Origin of the sequence: Umezakia ovalisporum Ak1311 (genome assembly GCF_029891685.1) — a bacterium.
Taxonomy (GTDB): domain Bacteria; phylum Cyanobacteriota; class Cyanobacteriia; order Cyanobacteriales; family Nostocaceae; genus Umezakia; species Umezakia ovalisporum.
This window is the reverse complement of the sequence record NZ_JANQDJ010000047.1, coordinates 39180-62715: the sequence shown is the minus strand read 5'-3', so window position 1 is coordinate 62715 and position 23536 is coordinate 39180. Positions and strand designations below refer to the sequence as shown.

Here is a 23536-nt window from a genome sequence, read left to right as displayed (position 1 = left end):
TTGTGCTGGATAATTTCAATTTTGCCCTGGGATGAAATTAAATGTTAACATTGTTTAATATCTGTTTTATCTAACTTGACAAAATAAAAGTTATATAATATGCCAAATGGACGAATTGCAGAAGTATTGCGCAGTGGTCAACCTGATGATTCTCTCGTTGTTAAAGGCTGGGTAAGAACGAAACGCGAGTTGAAAGGGTTTGCTTTTATAGAAGTCAATGACGGCTCATCACTAGCTAATTTGCAAGTCGTCATTAATCAGGATTTGCCAAACTATGAAGAAATCATCAAAAAGCTGAATACAGGTGCATCTGTAGAAGTCATGGGAGTCTTGGTAGCTTCTCAAGGTAAAGGACAGCGCATTGAATTACAAACCCAAGCCATGAAGGTCTACGGTGAAGCTGATCCCGAAACATATCCTTTGCAAAAGAAACGCCACTCCTTTGAATTTTTACGCACAATAGGACATTTGCGATCGCGCACTAACTCCTTCGGAGCAGTATTCCGGATCAGAAACGCCTGTTCGGCCGCCATTCACGAATTTTTCCAACAAAAAGGCTTTTTATGGGTACATACACCCGTAATTACAGCTAACGACTGCGAAGGTGCAGGAGAACTCTTCAGCGTCACCAGCTTCAACCTCAAAAACATTCCCCGCACAGAAAACGAAGCAGTAGACTACAGTCAAGACTTTTTTGCTAAACCCACATATTTAACAGTTAGTGGTCAGTTAGAAGCAGAAGTCATGGCCATGGCTTTTTCTAACGTCTACACCTTCGGCCCCACTTTCCGTGCAGAAAACTCCAACACCTCCCGTCACCTCGCCGAATTTTGGATGGTAGAGCCAGAAATGGCTTTCTGTGACTTAGATGGGAATATGGATTTAGCCGAAGCCTTTCTCAAACACGTATTTCAATATGTCTTAGAAAAATGTCCCGAAGACATGGAATTTTTCAATCAACGTATTGATAATACTGTTTTAGCAACAGCCGAAAATATTATCAACAATCAATTTGAGCGCTTGACTTATACAGAAGCAATTAAATTACTGGAAAAAGCCGATGTCAAATTTGAATATCCAGTCAGTTGGGGCTTAGATTTACAATCAGAACATGAACGTTATCTAGCTGAACAACTATTTAAAAAACCTGTAATTGTCACAGACTATCCCGCCCAAATTAAAGCCTTTTATATGAGGTTAAACGAAGATGAAAAAACCGTACGGGCGATGGATATTCTTGCACCTAAAATTGGCGAAATTATCGGTGGTTCCCAAAGAGAAGAAAGGTTAGATGTATTAGAAAGCCGCATTTTAGCCCAAGGTATGCAACCAGAAGATTTGTGGTGGTACATGGACTTACGGCGTTACGGCACCGTTCCCCATGCTGGTTTCGGTTTAGGTTTTGAAAGACTCGTACAATTCATGACAGGTATGGCAAACATCCGCGATGTAATTCCCTTCCCCCGGACACCAGAAAACGCAGAATTTTAACACCAACCCAAATTATCTCAAACCCCAAAAAGGTATTGGCGTGCCCAACTTAAAATCGTTCATTAATTTAGAGCTAACAAACCGCCGATGAACTTTAGCGGCGAGGGACTAGTTCTTTAACCTACTTAAGCCATGAGCCAGGGAATAAATTCCCTGGCTGTGTTTAATTAAGGTAAGACTTTAGCCTTGCCACGCTACTAAAATTTTAATTGGGTACGGAGTGAGTTTTTATTTTCCGCAGTTTCCCCATGACCATAAAAATTCCCAAAGAGCCTGATACCTCACTCAAGACTCAAATTCAAAGGGAACTCAAGTAGTTAATCTGGAATGAACTAGTCGCTACAAAGAGCAGAGCATTAAATTTTATGTTTATTACTTAGAAAAAATACTTAAGTCTGTTAGAGCTAATACGGTTTAAGCCAAGATTCCAATCTGATCAATTATTTGTATCTCAAGAAAATGTGGGGGTGTAAACCTGGGAATATGGGGGCACTGAAGCTATAGGTTCACCCACAATACAAAAATTTTCTCAAAAAATACAACTGCCTAGGAGTCATATTTCCTTTGCAATTACGGAGATGAGAGAATTGTGTGGGGTCATGTAGTGATATTTTTAGGTGATATCCGGGTTGGAAGATAGCAGTTGAGGAATGTAACATAAACTATGAATCATGAAGCTTGAATTAAAAAATCCAAATTTAACTTCACAATTCATAATTTATTAATGTCAAGCTGAAGTCAAAATAAAGTCACAAGCTTGAGTTTTGAGTTAAGACAGAATAGCTCAAAACTCATAACTTTACAAATCAGCAGGGGTTTAAGCCATTTGATTTTCAATCGCCCAACGCGCTAGTTCGGTGCGATTGTGGAGATTGGTTTTGCCCAACATATTGGAAACATGGCTTTCAACCGTACGCTGACTGACGTTTAATTCTTCAGCGATTTCTCGATTAGCTAAACCCCTAGCAACAAACTGCACTACTTTCAGTTCCGTTGGGGTTAACTGGACATCAAAGGGAACCTGAATTCGGGAACCGTTTTCTCCCCCCTTGGCTTGGTGTTCTTTCCAACGGGTAGTTTGCTTCAGTGAAGATTCTACTTGTGCTACGAGTTCTTCTGGTTCAAAGGGCTTGACCATATATACATCAGCCCCTTTATTTAGACCTTTAACTCGGTCTGCACTTTGTCCTTTGGCTGATAGGAAAAGTACGGGAATCCAGCTGGTACGCTCATTTTGTCGGATTTGTTCTACAAAAGTATATCCGTCCATTTCCGGCATCATTACGTCGCAGATGATCATGTCTGGAACGTCTTGTTCAAGAATTTCCAGAGCTTCTCGTCCATTGTCGGCAGTATTGACTTCATAGCCTCTGAATTCCAGGTAATCCTTCACCAGCAAGATGAGGTTAGGGTCATCATCAATCAATAGAAGTCTTTTGTGATCTTTCATGCTGGGCTCTTTCATAGCATTGGCACTTGTCGCGCTTCGGTCCATCAAGGTCTTGAATGGTTATCCTTTATGGTGGATCATTGAGATGTTGTCTGTCCTTTTTTCTACTTAACTTGCCTTTGCTGTCTGGAAGTCTCAAAAGTGTTGGTCACTTTTTGGGAAACAACTAGCTCATTGGCAAACTTCCGGTAAGGATACGTAGAGCAGTAGTATTTATAATGCGCTATTATATATCGCTTTGAAAGTAGCGGGTGAAAAAAACACTGATTAAATAATCGTCCTTCCCATTCACGAGGTAAGTATTGGCTCAAGATGACCCTAACTTCAAAACAACCCGCTCTTTCATAGGCTTACTGCTTCACTATATCCTGCGGATGTTTAGCCTCTATCAGATGTCACAAGCAAGCAGGGGAACTATCGGCAAAGAAAGATGGGTTAAAAATGCACATTCTTCCACTACCGTCATGCCTATCAACTGTTCTGGGATGATTTGCTCAATAACTTCTGGTTTTGCTGGGCAATACCAGGCACCATTTGGGTAGAATACCATTATCGGTCTAGAACAAAAAACTCGCAAGCAATTGACTTTCGTCTTAACGATACAAATGGCAGACTCTAAAAAGGCTAATCAAGCTTTAGCTCTTGGATTCGCCCTTTTTTTTGACTATTCCCCAAATACCAGACTAACTTGTTTTGTACAGAATTTATCAGCTGTATTGTCAGCAAAGATAAAAATGAGTCAAGGCTTTGTCATCCAGAGACTGAGTGGTTGTGGGGATTTGATGGCGGCACTGGATCACTGTAATGTTACTCATCGATAAGCACCCTGATTACAGTTTTATAACAATTTAGCGGCTTTGCAAATAAATTTAGCTATATAAAAATATTCGTAAATTACTGAGCAAAACCTGACATATTTAAATAATTAAGTATTATTACTTAAGTAATTCAGCCCTTGCCTAGTGCGGGAACCCGTACTCAAGTAATTCTTGCCATTGTCTGCTGGTTTTGGGTAAATTAGCACTCAGGAGTTGAGAGTGCTAACTCTGGAGAAATAAACATGGCATCTGTAACTTTAAGCGTTTCTACAGTTAAACCCCTGGGCGATCGCGTTTTCGTGAAAGTGAGCGCCCCCGAAGAAAAGACCGCAGGTGGACTATTTTTACCCGACAATGCCCAGGAAAAACCCCAAGTAGGCGAGGTTGTCGCTCTTGGACCTGGCAAGCGTAACGATGACGGTACCCGTCAAGAGTTAGACATTAAAACTGGCGACAAGGTGCTGTATTCCAAGTACGCTGGCACTGACATCAAGCTCGGCACAGAAGAATATGTACTGTTGTCTGAAAAAGATATCTTAGCAGTTGTCAGCTAATGGCAAATGGGTAGAAACCTAGGGACGCGATTGCTCGTGTCTGTACAAGGTAAAGGAGAAACCCAACACCCAAGCCCCAATTCAAAATCTGATTCACAGCACCAGTTTTAGATTTGAGATTTTGGATCATGGAATTGTTTTTTAGTTTGAACAAGGCGCTAGCCCTGTTCGTACCTCTAAGTCATCATCAATCTAAAATCACAAATCTAAACTCGCAAATCAAAATCCAAAATTCATTTGACTTACTCCCTGAATTGAGACACCCATGGCAAAACGTATTATCTACAACGAAAACGCCCGTCGTGCCCTAGAGCGAGGCATTGACATCTTAGCCGAATCCGTAGCTGTTACCCTGGGCCCCAAAGGTCGTAACGTGGTTTTAGAAAAGAAATTTGGCGCACCCCAAATCGTTAACGACGGTGTAACCATTGCCAAAGAAATTGAATTAGAAGACCACATCGAAAACACTGGCGTAGCCTTGATTCGTCAAGCTGCTTCTAAGACCAACGACGCTGCTGGCGACGGCACCACAACCGCCACGGTTTTGGCTCACGCAATGGTCAAAGAAGGCTTACGCAACGTAGCTGCTGGCGCAAATGCAATTCTACTCAAGCGCGGTATTGACAAAGCTACTGCTTTCTTAGTAAACAAAATCGCTGAACAAGCTCGTCAAGTAGAAGATTCTAAATCTATTGCTCAAGTTGCTTCAATTTCAGCTGGTAACGACGATGAAGTCGGTCAGATGATTGCCCAAGCAATGGACAAAGTAGGTAAAGAAGGCGTAATTTCCCTAGAAGAAGGGAAATCTATGACCACCGAGCTAGAAATTACCGAAGGGATGCGCTTTGACAAAGGTTATATCTCTCCTTACTTCGCTACCGATGCTGAACGCATGGAAGCAGTATTCGATGAGCCTTTCTTGCTGCTAACCGATAAGAAAATCGCTTTAGTACAAGACCTAGTACCCGTTTTAGAGCAAGTAGCTCGTGCAGGTCGTCCCTTGGTCATCATCGCCGAAGATATTGAAAAAGAAGCTTTAGCAACTCTAGTAGTTAACCGCCTGCGTGGTGTACTGAACGTTGCAGCTGTTAAAGCTCCTGGTTTTGGCGATCGCCGCAAAGCTATGCTAGAAGACATCGCTATTCTCACCGGTGGTCAATTGATTACCGAAGACGCAGGTCTCAAGCTAGAAAACACCAAAATTGAAAGCCTAGGTCGTGCTCGCCGCATCACCATTACCAAAGACAACACCACAATTGTTGCCGAAGGTAACGAAGTCGGTGTTAAGGCTCGTTGCGAACAAATCCGTCGTCAGATGGATGAAACCGAATCTTCTTACGACAAAGAGAAGCTGCAAGAACGTCTTGCTAAACTCTCCGGCGGTGTAGCTGTAGTAAAAGTAGGTGCAGCTACCGAAACCGAAATGAAAGATAAGAAACTACGCCTAGAAGACGCAATCAACGCTACCAAGGCTGCTGTAGAAGAAGGTATTGTTCCTGGCGGTGGTACCACCCTAGCTCACCTGGCTCCCGGACTGGAAGAGTGGGCAAACAGCAACCTCACAGGCGAAGAACTAATTGGTGCAATGATTGTAGTTCGTGCATTACCTGCGCCTCTTAAGAGAATTGCTGAAAACGCCGGTCAAAATGGTGCTGTAATTGCTGAACGTGTCAAAGAAAAAGAATTCAACGTTGGCTACAACGCTGCAACTAACGAATTTGTTAACTTATTAGACGCTGGTATTGTTGACCCTGCCAAAGTAACTCGTTCTGCTCTGCAAAACGCTGCTTCTATCGCTGGTATGGTGTTGACAACCGAATGTATCATCGTTGACAAGCCAGAGCCTAAAGACGCTGCTCCTGCTGCTGGCGCTGGTATGGGTGGCGGTGACTTCGATTACTAATACTCTCTAAGTCACATAAACAGCTGCTTCCATCAGGAAGTAGCTGTTTTTTTGTTTCACGGAAAGGGAAGCAGCTCCAGGGGTAGAAAATCGGTTGGATATTGCTTTATGTTAAAAAAATCCTGGTTTAATAATATACTGATCAAGCTTCAACTTGAACTTTAATAAGTATGGAAGATTACCAGGTAGCTTTTCTTGAGCGCCATCTTGATACTGAAACACTAGACCCCATAAGTAAAATTAGGGCTATGCACTTTGGTGGTATAACCATTGAGTATCTGATAAAAGCAATTATTTGTAACACTCTACCAGGAGTTACAGGTCAGAACTTGAGGACACATAGTCATACAGAACTATTGATAATTTTTCAGAAGTCAGAAGATGGCTTGATCAAGTTGAGAATCCAATGGGACAGCACTTCATAGATATGCGTTATTCTGGCCTTGAGCCTGATGATGAAAGTTATCAACGCTGGTTAAAAGCTTATCGAAGTCTCAAAGGGTGGTTAAAGAAGCAAGCTATTCAACTTTAAAAAGGTGGGAAAATGCAGGAAAATTGGCAATCTTTACTCAAGCAGCACATTACAAGCCAATATGTCCAGAATCCACAGGAGTGGTTTGATGTAAATATTTCTACATCCGGCTTGATCAATCTGACTATTGTTAGCGATGGCTTTATTAATTTATCTATCCCTCAGCGTAAAGAACAAATATCAAGCTTACTTAAATCTCAGGTTCCTCATTTATCTCCTGGATTTCTTTCCTCATATACGCTTTAAGAAGCGAAGTCACCAAATCTTTCACCGCCACAGGTTTTAAATACAGCCTCAGTCAATACTTGGCAAGATTTAGCTATCCAAGCAGCAAACCTGCAAAATCAATCACCCCCACCCCATGGCGAACTTACTTTACCCAGGACAGTGACATTCTATTCCTTTAAAGGAGGAGTAGGACGCACTACAGCATCAACTCATGTTGCTTAGATTTTAGCAATGCGGGGACATGAGGTTGTAGCTGTTGATTTAGATTTAGAAGCACCGAGTTTAAGTACAGCACTTAACCTCAAACCACAACCAAAATATGGAATTGTTGATTATTTTTATGAGCGTTCCTACTTACCAGAGGGAATAGATCCTAAGATTTCAATTACTCAGATATTTGGTGAAGTGGGAATACCTAGAGCTACAGGAAGATTATTTGTTGTTCCTGCCGGCTCTCTAAATCTTGATTATGTATCTAAGGTTGATGATCTCCACGCTACTACTGTTATTGATGGAAATCAAAACCTTTGGTCTGTTTTCGAGGGTGAAATTTACGAACATTTAAAACCGCATATTATCTTAATTGATTCCAGAACTGGAATTAATCAATGGGGAGCTTTTTCTTTAATCAAACCAGCTGACGAAGCGATTATTTTTCTTTTCCCTACACATCGTATAATTCAAGGAAAATCTCTAGAATTTGGCTTGGAAAAAGCATCAGAAAAACGATGTAAAAAAAAATTAAATAAGAATACCCTGATTTGAATAAATTCTTTGATTTTCTAAAGGGTAAATTGGCATTCTTATCTAAATAACAGTGCCAATAATTATGGCAATCTTGATCCCAAGATATACCAAGCTTTGAAGAATTTGTTTCTTTTTTAAATGAGATTGGTATTATTGAATGGCGAGAAAAAGAGAACCGCTATAAATTTGCGGATATCCATGTATATGGTTTTGAGAGGATTCGTCAAGGCACAGTATAACAAAAAATTTAGATTTCTATCCGGTTTGGTTCAGCAATATGATTAATCATCTTGTGAAACGTGGTTTTGGTGATATTAATGATTCATTAATCACACAGGTAAGAAATTTATCTAGTGATGATTTATAAGATTTAGACGAAGCATTATTTTATTTTTCCGAAGTTGCTGATTTCGTAGCTTGGTTAGAACAAAAAAACCAGTAATTCATAAGTTTAATAATATTTAGAAATGTTACCTAGAACCTCTCTAAATATTTCATAATTTTTATATATTGAATGATAAAGTTAGAATGAGGGAGAGTTTATCCATTTATCAATGCTTGTTAACAGTCCAATAGATAAAACTTGGCATGGAAAACTAAACTTAGTTTACGCCCATCGCCTCAATAGCACCCAGTTAATACACAGCCACCATCAAGCACCTTTAAAAATACAAAAGCCATTTTATCCAGAAGGTGAAAAAATTTGTCATAGCGTCATTCTACATACCGCCGGCGGCGTAGTTGGAGGCGATCGCCTATCGTACAACCTCCACCTCCAACCCCATACACAAGCATTAATTACCACAGCCGCAGCCAGTAAAATATACCGCACCAACGGACTACAAGCCAGGCAAAACATTAACATTCAAATTGATGCAGGGGCTTGTTTAGAGTGGCTACCCCAAGAAACAATTTTATTTAACGGGGCAATTTATCGCCAAGATTTACGGGTAGAATTAGCACCGGGAGCCAGTTGGTTAGGTTGGGAAATTACCAGATTTGGTCGGACTGCGAGGGGTGAAAAATTTGTACAGGGAGAATGGCGATCGCACACAGAAATTTGGCAACAAGGTGTACCCTTGTGGATTGATCGCCAATGGTTACCAGGTAAAGAAGAAGTTTTCCACAGTCCTCACGGTTTAGCAGGACAACCAATAGCAGCGACCCTGACTTGGGTAGGAACCAGCGTTACTGAAGAAATTTTAGACAAAGCCCGAAATTTATGGCATGGTTCTGGACAAGTAGGTGCTACTCGGTTAGAAAATGGATTTTTGTGTCGATATCGTGGTTCTTCCACCTCTGAAGTGAGAAACTGGTTTACATCTGTGTGGGAGTTGCTGCGAGTGTCTTTTCTACATCGTGGTAACTGTGTCCCCAGAGTATGGCAAGTTTAAACTAACCACAGACAAGTGAAGAATGCAACTGACACCACAGGAAAAAGATAAATTATTGATTTTTACAGCTGCGTTATTAGCAGAAAGACGGAAAAATAGAGGTTTGAAATTAAATTATCCCGAAGCCGTCGCCTACATTTCCGCAGCTATTTTAGAAGGTGCTAGAGATGGACAAACAGTAGCAGAGTTAATGAGCTATGGCACAACGTTGTTAAAAAGAGATGATGTCATGGAAGGGATACCAGAAATGGTTCACGAAGTCCAGGTAGAAGCAACTTTTCCTGATGGTACAAAATTGGTAACTGTGCATAATCCTATTAGATAACTCTCAAAAAAAGCTAAAAAAATGATTCCAGGGCAAATTATCACACCAGATGGTCAAATAGAATTGAACGCCGATCGTCCTACCATGAAAATACAAGTTGCCAACACAGGCGATCGCCCAATTCAAATTGGTTCACATTTTCACTTTTATGAGGTCAATGCAGCATTGAATTTTAATCGAGAACAAACCCGGGGAATGCGCCTTGATATTCCCGCAGGAACAGCAGTAAGATTTGAACCAGGAGACGAAAAAGAAATTACCTTAGTACCTTTAGTTGGTAGTCGTGAAGTTTATGGTTTTAATGGCAAAATTAATGGCAATATTTAAACGCAAAAGTACGGGGAGTTAGAGTTTATGTGATACGCGTTTGATTCCTTATTTGAGGTGCAGAAGATTAAACTTGGGGAGGAGACGGAGTTTACGTTGTGCTAAGTCAATTGCTTGGAGAGATTCCACAAATTTGAATTCAATAATTACTGTATTTTCGAGTATTAAATCTCATCAATAAACACAATCCAATGCCACCTTTTCATACACAAGTGGTAATGGAACTTGCTTCCTCACATAAAACCTCTTACTCAACTCAAAACACAAATAATCCCCATAGGCGGACTCCAATAAACCCTGTTCCAACCCCCTATGCACCTGCATTCCACAACCAATTATTGCCTCACTCAAATCATTCCCATCTATAACTCCGCGTACCTTTGCGCCTGTCTTTTCGTTTAAACTCATCCCATACCGTATTATGTCTTACAGAATATCTCGTCAAGCCTACGCAGAAACCTATGGCCCCACAGTGGGCGATCGCATCCGACTAGCAGACACTGAAATATTTATACAAGTAGAACAAGACTTCACCACCTACGGCGACGAAGTGAAATTTGGTGGCGGTAAAGTCATCAGAGACGGAATGGGACAATCCCCCATATCTAACGCTGATGGCGCAGTAGATTTAGTCATTACTAACGCCCTCATACTCGATTGGTGGGGTATTGTCAAAGCTGATATTGGCATTAAAGACGGCAAAATTTTCAAAATAGGTAAATCCGGAAATCCTTATATTCAAGACAATATAGATATTATTATTGGACCTGGAACCGAAGCTTTAGCAGGCGAAGGAATGATTCTCACAGCAGGAGGTATTGATAGCCATATTCATTTTATTTGCCCCCAACAAATTGAAGTAGCCATCGCCTGTGGGATTACTACCATGATTGGCGGTGGTACTGGCCCCGCCACCGGCACAAACGCCACTACCTGCACCCCAGGCCCCTGGAATATGCACCGGATGCTACAAGCTGCTGATGCTTTCCCCATGAATTTAGGCTTTTTGGGTAAAGGTAACAGCAGTCAACCTCAAGGAATTGTCGAACAAATCTTAGCTGGCGCAATGGGGTTAAAACTGCATGAAGATTGGGGGACTACCCCCGCAACCATTGATACCTGTCTCAGTGTTGCCGATGATTATGATGTGCAAGTAGCAATACATACCGACACTTTGAATGAAGCGGGATTTGTGGAAGATACCATTGCTGCTTTCAAACATCGTGCCATACACACATACCACACCGAAGGCGCAGGCGGTGGACACGCACCAGACATTATTAAAGTTTGCGGACAAGCCAACGTTTTACCATCTTCCACCAACCCCACACGCCCTTACACCGTCAATACCTTGGAAGAACATCTAGATATGTTGATGGTGTGTCATCACCTCGACTCTAGCATTCCCGAAGATGTAGCCTTTGCCGAATCTCGCATTCGCCGAGAAACCATCGCCGCTGAAGATATTTTGCACGACTTAGGGGCGTTTAGTATGATTGCTTCTGATTCCCAAGCAATGGGGCGAGTAGGTGAAGTGATAATTCGCACCTGGCAGACATCCCATAAAATGAAAATCCAACGCGGTAGCCTTGATGGAGATGGACTTGCAGATAATAACCGCGCCAAACGATATGTTGCAAAATACACAATTAATCCAGCAATTACCCACGGAATTGCCCAATATGTAGGTTCCGTAGAGGTGGGAAAACTAGCAGATTTATGCTTATGGCGACCAGCTTTTTTTGGTGTCAAACCAGAAATTGTCATTAAGGGAGGGATGATTGCTTGGTCACAGATGGGTGATGCTAACGCCAGTATTCCAACACCTCAGCCTGTGCATACAAGACCCATGTTTGCTAGTTTTGGTGGAGCCCGTCACGCCACATCTTTAACCTTTATTTCTCAAGCCGCCTTAGAAAGAGAAATCCCCAGCCAATTGAGATTACAAAAAACTGCTGTGGCCGTTTCTGGGACACGTCAAATCACTAAACAAGATATGAAGCTAAATGACGCTTTACCACACATCGAAGTTGATCCAGAAACATATCAAGTCAGGGCTAATGGTGAGTTGCTAATTTGTGAACCCGCCAGTCTTTTACCAATGGCGCAAAGATACTTTTTATTTTAAAGAATTCCGGACAAAAAACTTCTCTAACTCTCATTCCTCCCTGTCTTGTGTGTCTCTGTAGTTCGTTTTTCACTTTAAGCTGATACCCAAAAACTCCAAAAAAGAAGGTAGAGATGTTCTATGAGACTCCTCTACAAAAATTCTCGTAACTTCTGAGGTAAGCCCATCATCAGTATATTCAGTAATTAAATTTTTGTCGTAGCTAAATCAAGAAATTCATTTCCTACCATATATGTATCTAATATATATTAAATATATGTTTAAGCTGGGTTTAAAATGGTGTTTTTTCAAATGGATTGAAGCAACAGTACCAGCCCTCACTTGCCATAAGTTGTTTCAAAATTTGCTAATTGTCATGTTAGACACTGATTGATCCTCCCAACCCCCCTGACCAACTCCAATTTCTCAAAGTCCCCCTTTTTAAGGCGGGATCTAGATGGGTCGAAAAGTTTTTGATACATCAGAAAAGACTTTTCAAACATCCTCCTAGTTTGCGGCAATGTTGATAATACAAATTATACAAGAGCATAATATCATTACTGGCATAAATGAATTTTTTAAACCTTCTTACCCATGAATTCCCAATCTTCTCACTTAGAAAAAATTCTCGTTGTCGATGACTCTCCTGATAATGTGTTTTTGATAAAAACGATTTTGGAGAAACAAGGCTACACCATTATCACTGCAAACGATGGTATTACCGCCTTAGCAGAACTAGAAGCATCACCTTGTGACTTGGTGTTACTCGACCTCATGATGTCAGGAACGGATGGCTACGAAGTCACTAAATGCATTCGTAGTAATATGAAGCTTCAATATATCCCCATTCTGCTGATTACTGCCCACGATACGCCCAATGTCGCTCATGGGCTAGACTTGGGTGCTGATGATTTTATCCGCAAACCTGTAACCCTAGATGAATTATTGGCAAGAGTGCGATCGCTTTTGCGGTTAAAGCGAAGTATGGATGAACGTGATCAAATTGCCCGCCAGAGAGAAGATTTTGTTTCTCGACTCACCCACGACTTACGCATACCTTTAGTAGCAGCTGATCGGATGTTGACGCTGTTTCAACAGGGTGCTTTAGGAACCTTATCGCCGCAAATGGAAGAAGTAATCACCATCATGGCTCGCAGCAATCTTAACCTGCTATCTATGGTGAATACTTTATTAGAAGTTTATCGTTTTGAAGCAGGTCGTAAAACCCTAGTATTTCAACAAGTTGATTTAATTCAATTACTCAAAGAAGCAGTGAGGGCACTTAAACCTTTAGCAGAAGAAAAAGCATTATCTATCAACCTGAATTTATCTCCAGATGCAACCACAACTATGGTGATGGGGGATGTCTTAGAGTTGCATCGTTTATTTACAAATTTAATCGGTAATGCCATCAAATTCACTGAATCCGGCTCAGTAAATATTAGGGTTAACCCTGGCAATTATAGTAGTGATAATAACTTACAATATATAAATATAGAAGTAGCAGACACGGGAATAGGCATTTCCCAACAAGAACAAGCCAGCTTATTTGAAAGATTTGCCCAAGGAAGTCATAAAACTTCTGGTACTGGCTTAGGATTGTACCTTTCTCGCCTCATTGTCGCAACACATCAGGGTGATATTCAGGTAAAGTCTGAGTTGGGTAAAGGTAGTGTCTTCATCGTTAATCTACCCATTAAACAGTAAAAAAAAGCACAGTTTTAAATTATCTTTATATAAAAATAAAATACATAGTACATAGGGTTTGAGATTAAGCAATTTTCAAATCACAATTAATTAAATATTAAGTATTTTATAATAGGGAGATTACCAAAAAAATAACAAAACAGTAAATATGATTAATAACGAATTAGCAAATGTAGCTGCAATTATCGGGAAACAGCGTGATTTTTTTAAGACGGGTAAAACAAAAGACCTTAGCTTCCGCCTGCAACAACTGAAAATTCTCAAACAAGCAATACTTGAGAATGAAAAAGCAATCATTCAAGCACTGCAAGCGGATTTACATAAACCAGAATTTGAAGCGTATGCCACAGAAATTAATGTAATCACTGAAATTGACTATGCTATCAAAAATCTGAAAAATTGGACTAAGACAAAAAAAGCAGCAGTTCCTTGGAAGTTTTTTCCATACTCAGCCAAAATTTACCCCGAACCGCTAGGAGTTGTTTTAATTATAGGCCCTTGGAATTATCCCTTGCAACTAATTATCTCACCATTAGTAGGTGCGATGGCTGCGGGAAATTGCACAATTCTCAAACCTTCAGAAATTGCAGGTCACACCTCCAGTGTTGTAGCTGAGGTGATCGGCAAATATTTTCCCCCCAATTATATTGCTGTAGTAGAAGGAGGTGTAGAAACAAGTCAAAAACTCCTAGCAGAAAAATTTGACCACATCTTTTTTACTGGTGGTACAGCCATCGGTAAAATTGTCATGGAAGCAGCAGCCAAACATCTCACACCAGTTACCCTAGAACTAGGTGGCAAAAGTCCTTGTATTATCGATACGGAAATTAACCTAGAACATGCTGCTAGACGCATTGCTTGGGGAAAATTTATCAATGCCGGACAAACTTGTATTGCGCCTGATTATCTTTTAGTTAATCATAAAATCAAAAAAGATTTGGTAGATAGCATAAAAAAATGCCTCACAGAATTTTATGGAGATAATCCCGCAACCAGTCCAGATTATGCCAGAATTATCAGCAAAAAACAATTTGATAGGTTAGCTAACCTCATCAAAAATGGCGAAATTATTATTGGCGGAGAAACCAATCCCCAAGAACTTTACATCGCCCCTACCATACTTGATGATGTTTCCTTAACAGATCCAGTAATGCAAGAGGAAATCTTTGGCCCGATCTTGCCCATAGTTGAATATACAGATATCAAGGAAGCCATCGCCTTAATTAACTCTAGGTCGAAACCATTAGCTTTATACTTATTCACTCAAAATAAGAACCTGCAAGAACAAGTTTTACAACAAACCTCATCTGGTGGAGTTTGCCTTAACGACACAATTATGCAAGTTGGACTCTCATCTTTACCGTTTGGCGGTGTAGGCGATAGCGGAATTGGCAGCTATCACGGTAAAGCGAGTTTTGACACCTTTTCCCATTACAAGAGCGTGTTAACAAATTACTTCTGGCTAGATTTAAACTGGCGATATGCTCCCTACAAAAACAAATTATCGCAATTAAAGCTAATTATTCGCTAAAACCCAAAAGCACTGATTTGACACTCCCCAGCCTAAAGGCGTGGGGATTCTTCATTATTTATAGACCCGACTTGCTCATGGAGGATTTCTGCAACATGAACCTGTAACTTAGGCAAGACAGGAGAAGAGAAACTGCACCTTTTAGCCGGCCTAATCGTTTTTCCTCCACTGGCTTCAAGCCAGTGGTTTCCAAACTCCCGCGAGGTTTTTTATGATTCTTCTTCCTCTTCTTCAGTAGTGGGATAGATAAAGGTAGAACGTCCTGACAAAATTGACTTGCCGAGAGAAAGAGCCTTCTGAGCTTCAACAGTAGCTTTATGCCTCCAAGTGGCGCGACGTTTATCTCGTTTGGATTTGGACGTTTTCTTCTTAGGAACAGCCATAATAGCGGACATCGTAATTCTTGACAGCCTTTCCATTCTAAGCCATCAATTCCATTTTATAGATAGAGATTTTCATTGGTTATTGGGAAACTACCTTCCCGCCTCACTCCCTTGCTTCTTTCCTACTTACCCCGCTAATTTGAGCAGATTGTAGGGGAAAGTTAACCAGTATGGGAAATTCCCGTTTGCTTGTCCAACAACAGCAGGGTTCGCGCCGTTTTGAAGTAAGTTGCCCAAATTTGGACGGCGTGTGCCCCACTGCTGAGAGCTAACTTCCAAAGCCAAAACGGGAGGGATCTCGCCATAACTTTCTGCAGTGAGGATTACTGAAACATTTGTACCTAATATGTCTTTGTCAAAGCTAAGTTGAGCAGATGCCTGTGAAATGGCTTCTGCTGTCCGCAATATGCTTTCAGAGCTTTCGTCTTCAATGCGGTTAATTTTCAGATCAATTCTGGCAGTATAAGCCCGAACTATTTGGAGCGAGATTGCCTCCGGCACTGCGCTCCGCGCAATCGCTTCTGTTAATATCCACAAAGAAATTGGACATAAAAGTAAAACAATTAACGGAAAGATCCGGATCTTTTTGGCAATTTGGCCAATAAATGGAAAAGAGATGATCAATGATCGTTAATGAGCAATAGTCTTGGTCATAACCTGATAACTACTTATTGACAACTTGTAACTTTATTTTTCATAAGTATGATTATTGAAGTATAATGTAATAAAAACTGCTCCTAATTCAGTAACTCGATAATATTATCCACAGATTATAAGACATAGGTTAGCTTTGTTTTTTCAGCAAAGGCAACCGCAATTTTAGGCAAAAAAACTACAACCTACAAAGAGCGGGATGGCAAATTACTGGGCAATTACAATTGGCATCAATCAATATCAGTCATTTCAACCTTTACGTTGCGCTCAAGCAGATGCCGAAGTACTAAACAACTTTTTGGTTCAAGAAGGAGGCTTGGTACAGCAACACTGTGTGTTGATAAGTGATTCTTCACCACCAATCAGGCAAAGATCCACCTATCCGACTAAGCAAAATATTCTCATGTTGCTGGAGGATTTGACAGCAACTTGTTGGCAACCGCAAGACCATCTGTGGTTATTCTTTAGCGGTTATGGGCTTAGTTACAACGGGAAAGACTACCTAATGCCAGTAGAAGCAAATCCAGAATTAGTGGAAGAAACTGGCATAGAAGTGCGCTCACTAATGCAAAGCCTGCAACTGGCTGAAATTAATACACTGCTGTTGTTTGACATCAATCGTGCTTTTGGCACTCAAGCAAGCAGTCCCGTTGGGCTAGAAATCATAGAGCTTGCTAAAGAACTACAAACAGCCACAATTCTTTCTTGCCAATCAGATCAATTCTCTCATGAAAGTAGCGAACTAGGTCACGGATTCTTTACAGCTGCATTACTAGAGGCTTTACGTTCTGGTAATGCCAGTAACTTGACTGATCTAGAAAACTATTTAAGTCTCCTCACCCCGGAACTATGTCAACACTACTGGCGACCTACACAAAACCCTGTAACGATATTTCCATCTAAATCACCACCAATACTGCCGCAGTTGGAGTTGCCTAAGTACAATCAACTAATTTCCAATGTTATACAAACCAGTGGAAGCGAACCAGTTATTTTTCCAGAGGAAACTTTTGCTGTTGCACTTACAGCCCCTCCTCTGGGGATAACAACCTCCAAAAATTTAGCCAAGACTCAAAAGACGACTGTCTGGGAAAAACATCAAGGTTTGGAAACTACTCTCGCTAATCAATCTCAGTCAGTGAATTTGTCAAACCTCATCCCAGCTATTGGCCAATTGGAAGAACAACCACTATCTACCTCGGCTCAACAGCAGGACTTGAAACAACAAAACCACGTCAACGGCGACAAGGCCACGGGGGCAAGATTCATTCCCAATGCGCGCCAACCTAATCCTTCGCGGTACTCTAATAATCAAGCAGACAGCCCACTATGGAAACAGTTTTTATTTTGGGGAGGCGGCACTTTATTGGTAGTAGCTTTAATTTCTGTGGTTGTTCTCCGCAATCAGGCGAAATTTTTGCAAGTTAAAGAAATATCACGCCCATTAGCCACTACTGCTGTCCCTGAGCCCAATGCTGGCTCTGTTTCTGAAACATCACCAACCACCCTGAGGGCAGAAAACCAATCTAATGCCCAAATCGCCTCTAATTCTGAATCTCAAAAGCAAAGTCAAGCACTGTTAGACTTAGCAAAAATCTCTCTGAGACCAACTCAAGCTAGTGATTTAGCCCAGGCGATCGCTACCGCCAGTAAAATTCAACCAGGTGAACCACTTTACGAACAAGCTCAGGACAATATTAAAATTTGGAGTCGTATGATTCTAGACTTAGCAGAAAGTCGCGCCCAGGAAAAAGAATATACAAATGCTATTGCCGCTGCTCAATTAGTTTCCCCAGACCAAGCCCTTTATCCTGAAGCACAAGCAGCAATTAGCCAATGGCAATTAGAAGCTCAACAATATCTGGGTAATCAAACTGTTTTAGATGCAGCTCAAGCCTTAATTCGTCCCGGACAAGCATCAACATATAATCGTGCTATCGAAGTCGCTAGAAGAGTTCCACCGGGTCAACTAGGATTTGATAGCGCCCAAAAATATATTAATGAATGGAGTGAAAAAATTTTGGACTTGGCTAAGAGTCGAGCTGACCAAGGCGATATTCAGGGAGCAATTGAAACGGCTACTTTAGTCCCAGAACTCACGGCCGTTTACGAAGACGCTCAAGAAGCCATCCAAAAATGGCAACTTAGAAAAAATTAAAAATTACAAATTAAAAATGCAAACGAGTTAGGAGTTAATTATCAACTCCTAACTCTTAACTTTTGATTCAGGATATTTTATTCAACACTTAGTATTAGCAGTAATGCGATATATCTTCACCACATTGGTCCGCAAGGTAGCACAGCGCTCGGAAGCGTAAACCAACCACTTCTTCAAACAAAGGATTGAGTTTACACATAGGCGGAATGTGAAACAGAGTTTTCCCGAATAATTTGACATCACGCTCAAAGGGACATTGAGCAGGAATGAGTTTGCACAAGCGGTGAGCTAGTTGAGGATTATTAATTTCAATATTTTCTATCCTCTGCCGCAGGGGTTGGAGAATATCACCGTTAGACTGAGGAGCCGAATGGTGTAACTGGGTCACAGGAGCTTTACTAGTCTCTGTTTGATTAACCGATACCCAGCTTGCCAAAAAAAACTTTTTTGTGGTATTGTCAAATACCTTCATGATCAATCCTCTATGTTAATGAGGTTATTCACCTTTCTGATGAATGTATACAACCTAATAATTACCTTTCCCGAAAAAATTGTTTACTGACCGAGTTACAATAGGTTTTACAGTAGCCACTTACGTCAGAATCCAATTTATTACTACGTCAAGTTAATCGCAATTTTCGCAGCATCGGGGGTGTAATCATCTAATCTTGTTTATAACTTGACACACTTTAAATTTTAATGAAGTCATCTGTCATTGGACAGGTTTAAATCTAATTGTTACATAACTTCATATACACAAATTCTACAGGGCTTGGGCTAGGTAGAAATATCAGAAATAAAAATAGTCGTTGTAATGTGTGAAGGTAATAGCAGTCTAGGGTTTTTGTTTGCCTTCACGCTAAATGTCATGACGAAAAAAGCCTGTCTAAGCAGGCTTTTTTCGTACAGATGCACCCTTGAGGGTGACGCTAATTATTGATTAAGATGCTACCTGAGCAGTAGTGCGAGTGCGCCGTCTTCTACCATCGGCAACTTTTACAGGTGGTTCTTCAGGAATTTGCATCAACAATGTCACAGTTGCTTGGCATTGTAATTCCCGACGGATAGAACGTTGCAATTCTCGTTCTAACATTCCCTGCAATCCACCCCAGTCTACTTCTGTTCTTTCGCCTTCCCGAGGCTGGGCGAATTCTGTCCAACGCACAGTGAGTATTTCTTCAATTCGCTGTTGTACCCATTTTTGGATCAGCGATCGCTCTACACTAGTCACCACACCCCGGAGATGAGTTTCTGGTTTCGCCAGAAGTTTGCCATTCCAATCAATGGCTGCGGCGATAGTGATAATGCCTTCTGCTGACATCTGTTGCCTTTCTTGCAACACTTTGGCGCTGACCATGCCAGAACTAGTAGTATCCACAAGTTCTATGCCAGATGGTACTGTACCTGCAACACTAATAGAATCTTGTGTTAGTTCTACTATGTTGCCATTTTGGATAATTACGATATTTTCTGCAGGAATGCCCATACTCTGAGCCGTTTCCGAGTGCTTCACTAGCATGCGATGTTCACCGTGAAATGGCACAAAGAACTTGGGACGGGTTAAGGCAATCATCAATTTTTGGTCTTCCTGACAGCCGTGACCAGAGACATGAATACCTTTTTCCCGTCCATAGACCACTTTTGCTCCTTGAAGCATCAATTTATCGATGGTGTTGACCACAGCGATAGTATTACCAGGAATTGGGTTCGCAGAAAATAGTACCGTATCTCCTGGCCGAATTTTGATTTGGGAATGTTCTTTGTTGGCAATGCGGGTCATAGCTGCCATTGCCTCACCCTGAGAGCCTGTGGTCAAAATAACTACTTTTTCATCTGGAAGATTACGCGCTGCTTGCAGTGGCTGGAATAGACTGTCATCACATTTGATGTAACCTAAATTGCGGGCATGAGCAATCAAATTCAGCATAGAACGACCAACAACCGATACCACACGGTTATGCTTCTGTGCCAACTGCAAAATAATATTGATGCGATGCACGCTGGAAGCAAAAGTGGTGACAAATAAGCGCCCGGTAGCTTGACCAAATTCCCGGTCTAGATTGGGGTAAACTGAGCGTTCCGAAGGTGTATATCCTGGTACTTCTGCGTTGGTTGAATCACTCAATAAACAAAGTACACCTTGTTCACCGTGTTCTGCTAACCTTTGCAAGTCAAAGTTTTCGCCATCTACAGGTGTATGGTCAATTTTAAAGTCTCCTGTGTGGATGACTACACCTAAAGGCGTATGAATCGCCACTGTAAAGCTATCTGCAATGGAATGGGTATTGCGGATGTATTCCACAAAGAAATGTTGACCAATACGCACTACATCACGCGGTTTAACTGATCTTAATTCAGTGCGATCGCGTACCCCTGCTTCTTCTAATTTACCCTCTAGCATTGCCATTGCCAGTCTGGGTCCATAAATCACAGGTATGTCAAATTGCTTGAGATGAAAAGCGATACCACCGATATGGTCTTCATGACCGTGGGTGACTATCATCCCTTTAATTTTCTGCCGATTTTCCCGTAGATAAGTTGTATCTGGTAGGACAATATTCACCCCCAACATTCCTTCCGTCGGAAAGGCTAATCCCGCATCTAAAAGGACAATTTCGTCTTCGTACTCAAAAACACAGGTATTTTTGCCAATTTCATGCAAACCGCCCAACGGAATAATTTTGAGGGCAGACTTAGTTTCGTTACTTACCATTTTCTCCTTAGATTGTTCTTGGTTTTTCAGCTTTAATAAATTAAAAGTTAGCAATCTTTTTATCAAAGAAAATTCTAGCTTTTGATGTTAAAACAGCTAATTTTGCCTTGATATATTTAGTTTTTTCTTTAATAAAACGGTTTCACATATACAACTCTACTCATTTTCATCAAATACAAATTTATTTTATCTGTCTCCATCTGTTGATTATTAAATCTCATACCTTACTCAACTACAAAATAATAATACATTTATAACAGTTTGAACCTACAAATTTAAAGTGCAAACCAGTTAGAATTATTTTCATTGCTGATATACATATTTAGCAACTACAAACTGGTCAGTATTCAACGAACTACTGTCTAGGTTAAATCAAGTTTTTCCAGCACTGCCTTTAACTTATCAGTAACATCTGAGTCAGCTTTGCATAGCGGCAGACGAGTTGAGCCAACTTCCCAACCTTTAAGTTTCAATGCTTGTTTAACCGGAATGGGATTTGTAGTTAAAAATAAAGCTTTAAACAACGGAAATAGTTGTAGATGAATTTGGCTGGCAATGGCAATTCCTCCGGCACTAAAAGCTTGGATCATCTGCTGTAGTTGATTGCCTACCAGATGAGAAGCCACACTCACAACCCCGGTTGCCCCGATTGCTAACAAGGGCAAAGTCAGAGAATCATCTCCAGAGTAAATCTGAAATTCTTTTGGTGTCAAGCGACGAATTTCACTTGCCTGATCTAGATTTCCACTAGCTTCTTTAATGCCAATAATATTGTTAATTTCCGCCAACCGAGCAACAGTTTCTGGACTGAGGTTTTGACCTGTACGTCCAGGGACGTTATATAACAGTAATGGTAATTCTGGACAAGCTTGGGCTATTGCTTGAAAATGCTGGTAGAGACCTGCTTGTGGAGGTTTGTTGTAATAGGGTACAACTTGTAATGAACCATGTACTCCTATCTTAGCAGCTTTTTCGGTAGCTGTGATCGCTTCTTTGGTGGAATTAGAACCACATCCTGCTATCACCTTAGCCTTCCCTGCCACGGACTGCAATACTTCCACAAACAACTGGTATTCCTCTTCCCAAGTCAGGGTGGGGGATTCTCCTGTTGTCCCACATACCACCAATGTATCTGTGCCGTTGTTAGCTAGATGTGCTGCCAGTTCTGCGGCTACATCATAATTGACACTACCATCTGCTTTGAACGGCGTAATCATAGCGGTTAAAACTCTGCCAAATTCTCCCACCCTGTTTTCACTCCTAATTAGCCTCTTGGTTTTTGATTTCTCGGTGGTTCTCTATTTTGATAACCTATTGCTCAATTTGTTTCAATGGTATTTTACAGATATGTATTTTATCTATCTTCATAGCGTTAAATACCTAAAATTTAATTGGCTATTCTGTTTCACTCGAAACGTATGCTTTTGCGGGTTTGAGTAGATTTCTTTCTACTAATAACTCGGCGATTTGTACTGCATTCAGCGCTGCGCCTTTACGGATTTGGTCACCACACAACCAAAGTTCTAAGCCGCATGGATGAGAAATATCTTGGCGAATTCTACCCACTAGAACCTCATCTTGACCGGTAGCTTCCATAGGCATGGGAAAGTAATTATTTTTCCAATCTTCTATTAATTTTACTCCAGGAGCGCAACTTAAAATTTCTCTGGCTGCATCTGCACTAAATGGACTTTCAAATTCCAGATTAATTGCTTCCGAATGGGCACGCAGTACGGGAACCCGGATACAAGTAGCACTAATTCTAACCTGTTGGTCGCCAAAAATTTTACGAGTTTCGTTGACCATTTTCATTTCTTCCTCACAATAACCTAAATCATTTAAGGGCGAGTTATGTGGAAATAAGTTAAACGCCAACGGATAAGGCAAAACTTCAGCCAGTGGCTCCTGTCCCTGTAAGATAGCCCTTGCTTGGGTTTTCACTTCTGCCATTGCTTTGGCACCTGCACCACTGGCTGATTGATAGGTTGAGGCTACAATCCTTTTGATGGGACTTATTTGATGCAATGGCCAAATTGCCACCGTCATCAAAATTGTTGTGCAGTTGGGGTTGGCGATAATACCTTGGTGGTTAGCAGCCGCTAAGGGATTCACTTCTGGGACTACTAAGGGAACTTCCGGTTTCATCCGAAAGGCGCTGGAATTATCTATTACCACTGCGCCTTTTTCTACGGCAACGGCTGCCCAAGTCTTAGATGTGGAACCACCAGCACTAGCTAGCACTAAATCTAAGTTTTCTAAGGTGCGATGGCTGACTAATTCTACTGGCAAATCCTCACCTTTAAACCGCAGCCATCGCCCCACACTCCGCTCTGATGCCAATAGCTTCAATTCTGCCACCGGAAAGTTACGGCTTTCCAGTAATTCCAGCAACTCTGTGCCAACAGCACCAGTGGCTCCCAAAATAGCTATACGATAGGATTTCGACAAACTGGCTTTCTCCTTTAAGCGGTCACGTGTAACTGTTCTCAACAACTTACAATTTATACTTACTTA

Annotated in this window: 22 protein-coding genes; 13 read left to right on the top strand and 9 right to left on the bottom strand. The window is 41.1% G+C overall.

What is annotated here, in order from left to right; all coding sequences use genetic code 11:
* Positions 1-99: 99 nt before the first annotated feature.
* Positions 100-1491 carry an asparagine--tRNA ligase gene (gene asnS / locus NWP25_RS08670; RefSeq protein WP_280699215.1) on the top strand — a complete coding sequence of 464 codons (1392 nt, stop codon included), beginning with the start codon at positions 100-102 and terminating at the stop codon, positions 1489-1491.
* 817 nt (positions 1492-2308) lie between these two features.
* Here the strand turns inward: asnS and NWP25_RS08665 are convergent.
* Both NWP25_RS08665 and NWP25_RS08660 read right to left on the bottom strand, forming a co-directional pair.
* Positions 2309-2986, bottom strand: a complete 678-nt coding sequence (locus NWP25_RS08665) for a response regulator transcription factor (RefSeq protein ID WP_280652813.1) — start codon at positions 2984-2986, stop codon at positions 2309-2311.
* A 343-nt stretch (positions 2987-3329) separates the two neighbouring features.
* Complete coding sequence (locus NWP25_RS08660; protein WP_280652788.1) at positions 3330-3491, bottom strand: hypothetical protein; 162 nt, start codon at positions 3489-3491, stop codon at positions 3330-3332.
* Between the two features lie 510 nt (positions 3492-4001).
* On the opposite strand from NWP25_RS08660, the gene groES reads away from it, so the two are divergent.
* The 8 genes from groES (at position 4002) to NWP25_RS08620 (ending at position 9769) form a co-directional block, all read left to right on the top strand.
* Complete coding sequence (gene groES / locus NWP25_RS08655) at positions 4002-4313, top strand: co-chaperone GroES (RefSeq protein ID WP_280652787.1); 312 nt, start codon at positions 4002-4004, stop codon at positions 4311-4313.
* Between the two features lie 265 nt (positions 4314-4578).
* The gene (gene groL, locus NWP25_RS08650) at positions 4579-6216 is read left to right on the top strand and encodes a chaperonin GroEL (RefSeq protein WP_280652786.1); all 1638 of its coding nucleotides are present in this window, start codon (positions 4579-4581) and stop codon (positions 6214-6216) included.
* A gap of 406 nt (positions 6217-6622) precedes the next feature.
* Entirely contained in the window at positions 6623-6748 is a 126-nt protein-coding gene (locus tag NWP25_RS08645; RefSeq protein ID WP_280656569.1) for a hypothetical protein, read from the top strand.
* A 12-nt stretch (positions 6749-6760) separates the two neighbouring features.
* Positions 6761-6994, top strand: coding sequence for a hypothetical protein (locus NWP25_RS08640; RefSeq protein WP_280652784.1), 234 nt, complete (start codon positions 6761-6763; stop codon positions 6992-6994).
* A gap of 213 nt (positions 6995-7207) precedes the next feature.
* Positions 7208-7741, top strand: coding sequence for a MinD/ParA family ATP-binding protein (locus tag NWP25_RS08635; protein WP_280652783.1), 534 nt, complete (start codon positions 7208-7210; stop codon positions 7739-7741).
* Positions 7742-8277: 536 nt separating this feature from the next.
* Positions 8278-9117, top strand: a complete 840-nt coding sequence (locus NWP25_RS08630) for an urease accessory protein UreD (RefSeq protein WP_280657057.1) — start codon at positions 8278-8280, stop codon at positions 9115-9117.
* A gap of 22 nt (positions 9118-9139) precedes the next feature.
* Entirely contained in the window at positions 9140-9442 is a 303-nt protein-coding gene (gene ureA / locus NWP25_RS08625; protein WP_280652781.1) for an urease subunit gamma, read from the top strand.
* A gap of 21 nt (positions 9443-9463) precedes the next feature.
* Positions 9464-9769 carry an urease subunit beta gene (locus NWP25_RS08620; protein WP_280652780.1) on the top strand — a complete coding sequence of 102 codons (306 nt, stop codon included), beginning with the start codon at positions 9464-9466 and terminating at the stop codon, positions 9767-9769.
* Positions 9770-9943: 174 nt separating this feature from the next.
* Here the strand turns inward: NWP25_RS08620 and NWP25_RS18530 are convergent, their stop codons facing one another.
* Complete coding sequence (locus tag NWP25_RS18530; protein WP_313959011.1) at positions 9944-10177, bottom strand: GxxExxY protein; 234 nt, start codon at positions 10175-10177, stop codon at positions 9944-9946.
* Positions 10178-10190: 13 nt separating this feature from the next.
* Between NWP25_RS18530 and ureC the strand changes: the two genes are divergently transcribed.
* From ureC to NWP25_RS08600, 3 genes are all read left to right on the top strand, one after another.
* Positions 10191-11897: an urease subunit alpha gene (ureC, locus tag NWP25_RS08610; protein ID WP_280657056.1), complete on the top strand. Its 1707-nt coding sequence runs from the start codon at positions 10191-10193 to the stop codon at positions 11895-11897.
* A gap of 573 nt (positions 11898-12470) precedes the next feature.
* Positions 12471-13583, top strand: a complete 1113-nt coding sequence (locus NWP25_RS08605; protein ID WP_280652778.1) for a hybrid sensor histidine kinase/response regulator — start codon at positions 12471-12473, stop codon at positions 13581-13583.
* 148 nt (positions 13584-13731) lie between these two features.
* On the top strand, positions 13732-15114 hold the full coding sequence (locus NWP25_RS08600; protein ID WP_280652777.1) for an aldehyde dehydrogenase: 1383 nt from the start codon (positions 13732-13734) through the stop codon (positions 15112-15114).
* Positions 15115-15323: 209 nt separating this feature from the next.
* Here NWP25_RS08600 and rpmF read toward each other — a convergent pair whose 3' ends face one another.
* Both rpmF and NWP25_RS08590 read right to left on the bottom strand, forming a co-directional pair.
* The gene (rpmF, locus tag NWP25_RS08595; RefSeq protein ID WP_280652812.1) at positions 15324-15497 is read right to left on the bottom strand and encodes a 50S ribosomal protein L32; all 174 of its coding nucleotides are present in this window, start codon (positions 15495-15497) and stop codon (positions 15324-15326) included.
* Between the two features lie 126 nt (positions 15498-15623).
* The gene (locus NWP25_RS08590) at positions 15624-16121 is read right to left on the bottom strand and encodes a hypothetical protein (protein ID WP_280699212.1); all 498 of its coding nucleotides are present in this window, start codon (positions 16119-16121) and stop codon (positions 15624-15626) included.
* 229 nt (positions 16122-16350) lie between these two features.
* Here NWP25_RS08590 and NWP25_RS08585 point away from each other — a divergent pair, with 229 nt between their 5' ends.
* Positions 16351-18309 (top strand): caspase family protein, encoded by a 1959-nt coding sequence (locus NWP25_RS08585; protein ID WP_280657054.1) that lies wholly within the window; start codon positions 16351-16353, stop codon positions 18307-18309.
* Between the two features lie 94 nt (positions 18310-18403).
* Here NWP25_RS08585 and NWP25_RS08580 read toward each other — a convergent pair whose 3' ends face one another.
* The 4 genes from NWP25_RS08580 to NWP25_RS08565 all read right to left on the bottom strand — a co-directional run bounded on the left by NWP25_RS08580 (position 18404) and on the right by NWP25_RS08565 (position 23470).
* Positions 18404-18781, bottom strand: a complete 378-nt coding sequence (locus tag NWP25_RS08580; protein ID WP_280652774.1) for a Mo-dependent nitrogenase C-terminal domain-containing protein — start codon at positions 18779-18781, stop codon at positions 18404-18406.
* Between the two features lie 468 nt (positions 18782-19249).
* A complete protein-coding gene (locus tag NWP25_RS08575; RefSeq protein ID WP_280652773.1) occupies positions 19250-21022 on the bottom strand; it encodes a ribonuclease J in 1773 nt (590 codons plus the stop codon).
* Between the two features lie 362 nt (positions 21023-21384).
* Entirely contained in the window at positions 21385-22269 is an 885-nt protein-coding gene (dapA, locus tag NWP25_RS08570; RefSeq protein WP_280652772.1) for a 4-hydroxy-tetrahydrodipicolinate synthase, read from the bottom strand.
* A gap of 148 nt (positions 22270-22417) precedes the next feature.
* The gene (locus tag NWP25_RS08565; RefSeq protein ID WP_280657053.1) at positions 22418-23470 is read right to left on the bottom strand and encodes an aspartate-semialdehyde dehydrogenase; all 1053 of its coding nucleotides are present in this window, start codon (positions 23468-23470) and stop codon (positions 22418-22420) included.
* Positions 23471-23536 lie beyond the last annotated feature (66 nt).

What these genes read in the sequence shown, in the direction of transcription:
- NWP25_RS08635 (WP_280652783.1), top strand. Translation starts at nt 7,208, where the DNA reads ATGCGGGGACATGAGGTTGTAGCTGTTGATTTAGATTTAGAAGCACCG.
- NWP25_RS08585 (WP_280657054.1), top strand. Translation starts at nt 16,351, where the DNA reads ATGGCAAATTACTGGGCAATTACAATTGGCATCAATCAATATCAGTCA.
- NWP25_RS18530 (WP_313959011.1), bottom strand. Translation starts at nt 10,177, where the DNA reads ATGAGTTTAAACGAAAAGACAGGCGCAAAGGTACGCGGAGTTATAGAT.
- NWP25_RS08660 (WP_280652788.1), bottom strand. Translation starts at nt 3,491, where the DNA reads ATGGTATTCTACCCAAATGGTGCCTGGTATTGCCCAGCAAAACCAGAA.
- NWP25_RS08645 (WP_280656569.1), top strand. Translation starts at nt 6,623, where the DNA reads ATGGGACAGCACTTCATAGATATGCGTTATTCTGGCCTTGAGCCTGAT.
- groL (WP_280652786.1), top strand. Translation starts at nt 4,579, where the DNA reads ATGGCAAAACGTATTATCTACAACGAAAACGCCCGTCGTGCCCTAGAG.
- ureC (WP_280657056.1), top strand. Translation starts at nt 10,191, where the DNA reads ATGTCTTACAGAATATCTCGTCAAGCCTACGCAGAAACCTATGGCCCC.
- ureA (WP_280652781.1), top strand. Translation starts at nt 9,140, where the DNA reads ATGCAACTGACACCACAGGAAAAAGATAAATTATTGATTTTTACAGCT.
- NWP25_RS08620 (WP_280652780.1), top strand. Translation starts at nt 9,464, where the DNA reads ATGATTCCAGGGCAAATTATCACACCAGATGGTCAAATAGAATTGAAC.
- groES (WP_280652787.1), top strand. Translation starts at nt 4,002, where the DNA reads ATGGCATCTGTAACTTTAAGCGTTTCTACAGTTAAACCCCTGGGCGAT.
- NWP25_RS08580 (WP_280652774.1), bottom strand. Translation starts at nt 18,781, where the DNA reads ATGAAGGTATTTGACAATACCACAAAAAAGTTTTTTTTGGCAAGCTGG.
- NWP25_RS08600 (WP_280652777.1), top strand. Translation starts at nt 13,732, where the DNA reads ATGATTAATAACGAATTAGCAAATGTAGCTGCAATTATCGGGAAACAG.
- rpmF (WP_280652812.1), bottom strand. Translation starts at nt 15,497, where the DNA reads ATGGCTGTTCCTAAGAAGAAAACGTCCAAATCCAAACGAGATAAACGT.
- NWP25_RS08605 (WP_280652778.1), top strand. Translation starts at nt 12,471, where the DNA reads ATGAATTCCCAATCTTCTCACTTAGAAAAAATTCTCGTTGTCGATGAC.
- NWP25_RS08640 (WP_280652784.1), top strand. Translation starts at nt 6,761, where the DNA reads ATGCAGGAAAATTGGCAATCTTTACTCAAGCAGCACATTACAAGCCAA.
- NWP25_RS08630 (WP_280657057.1), top strand. Translation starts at nt 8,278, where the DNA reads ATGCTTGTTAACAGTCCAATAGATAAAACTTGGCATGGAAAACTAAAC.
- NWP25_RS08665 (WP_280652813.1), bottom strand. Translation starts at nt 2,986, where the DNA reads ATGGACCGAAGCGCGACAAGTGCCAATGCTATGAAAGAGCCCAGCATG.
- asnS (WP_280699215.1), top strand. Translation starts at nt 100, where the DNA reads ATGCCAAATGGACGAATTGCAGAAGTATTGCGCAGTGGTCAACCTGAT.
- NWP25_RS08575 (WP_280652773.1), bottom strand. Translation starts at nt 21,022, where the DNA reads ATGGTAAGTAACGAAACTAAGTCTGCCCTCAAAATTATTCCGTTGGGC.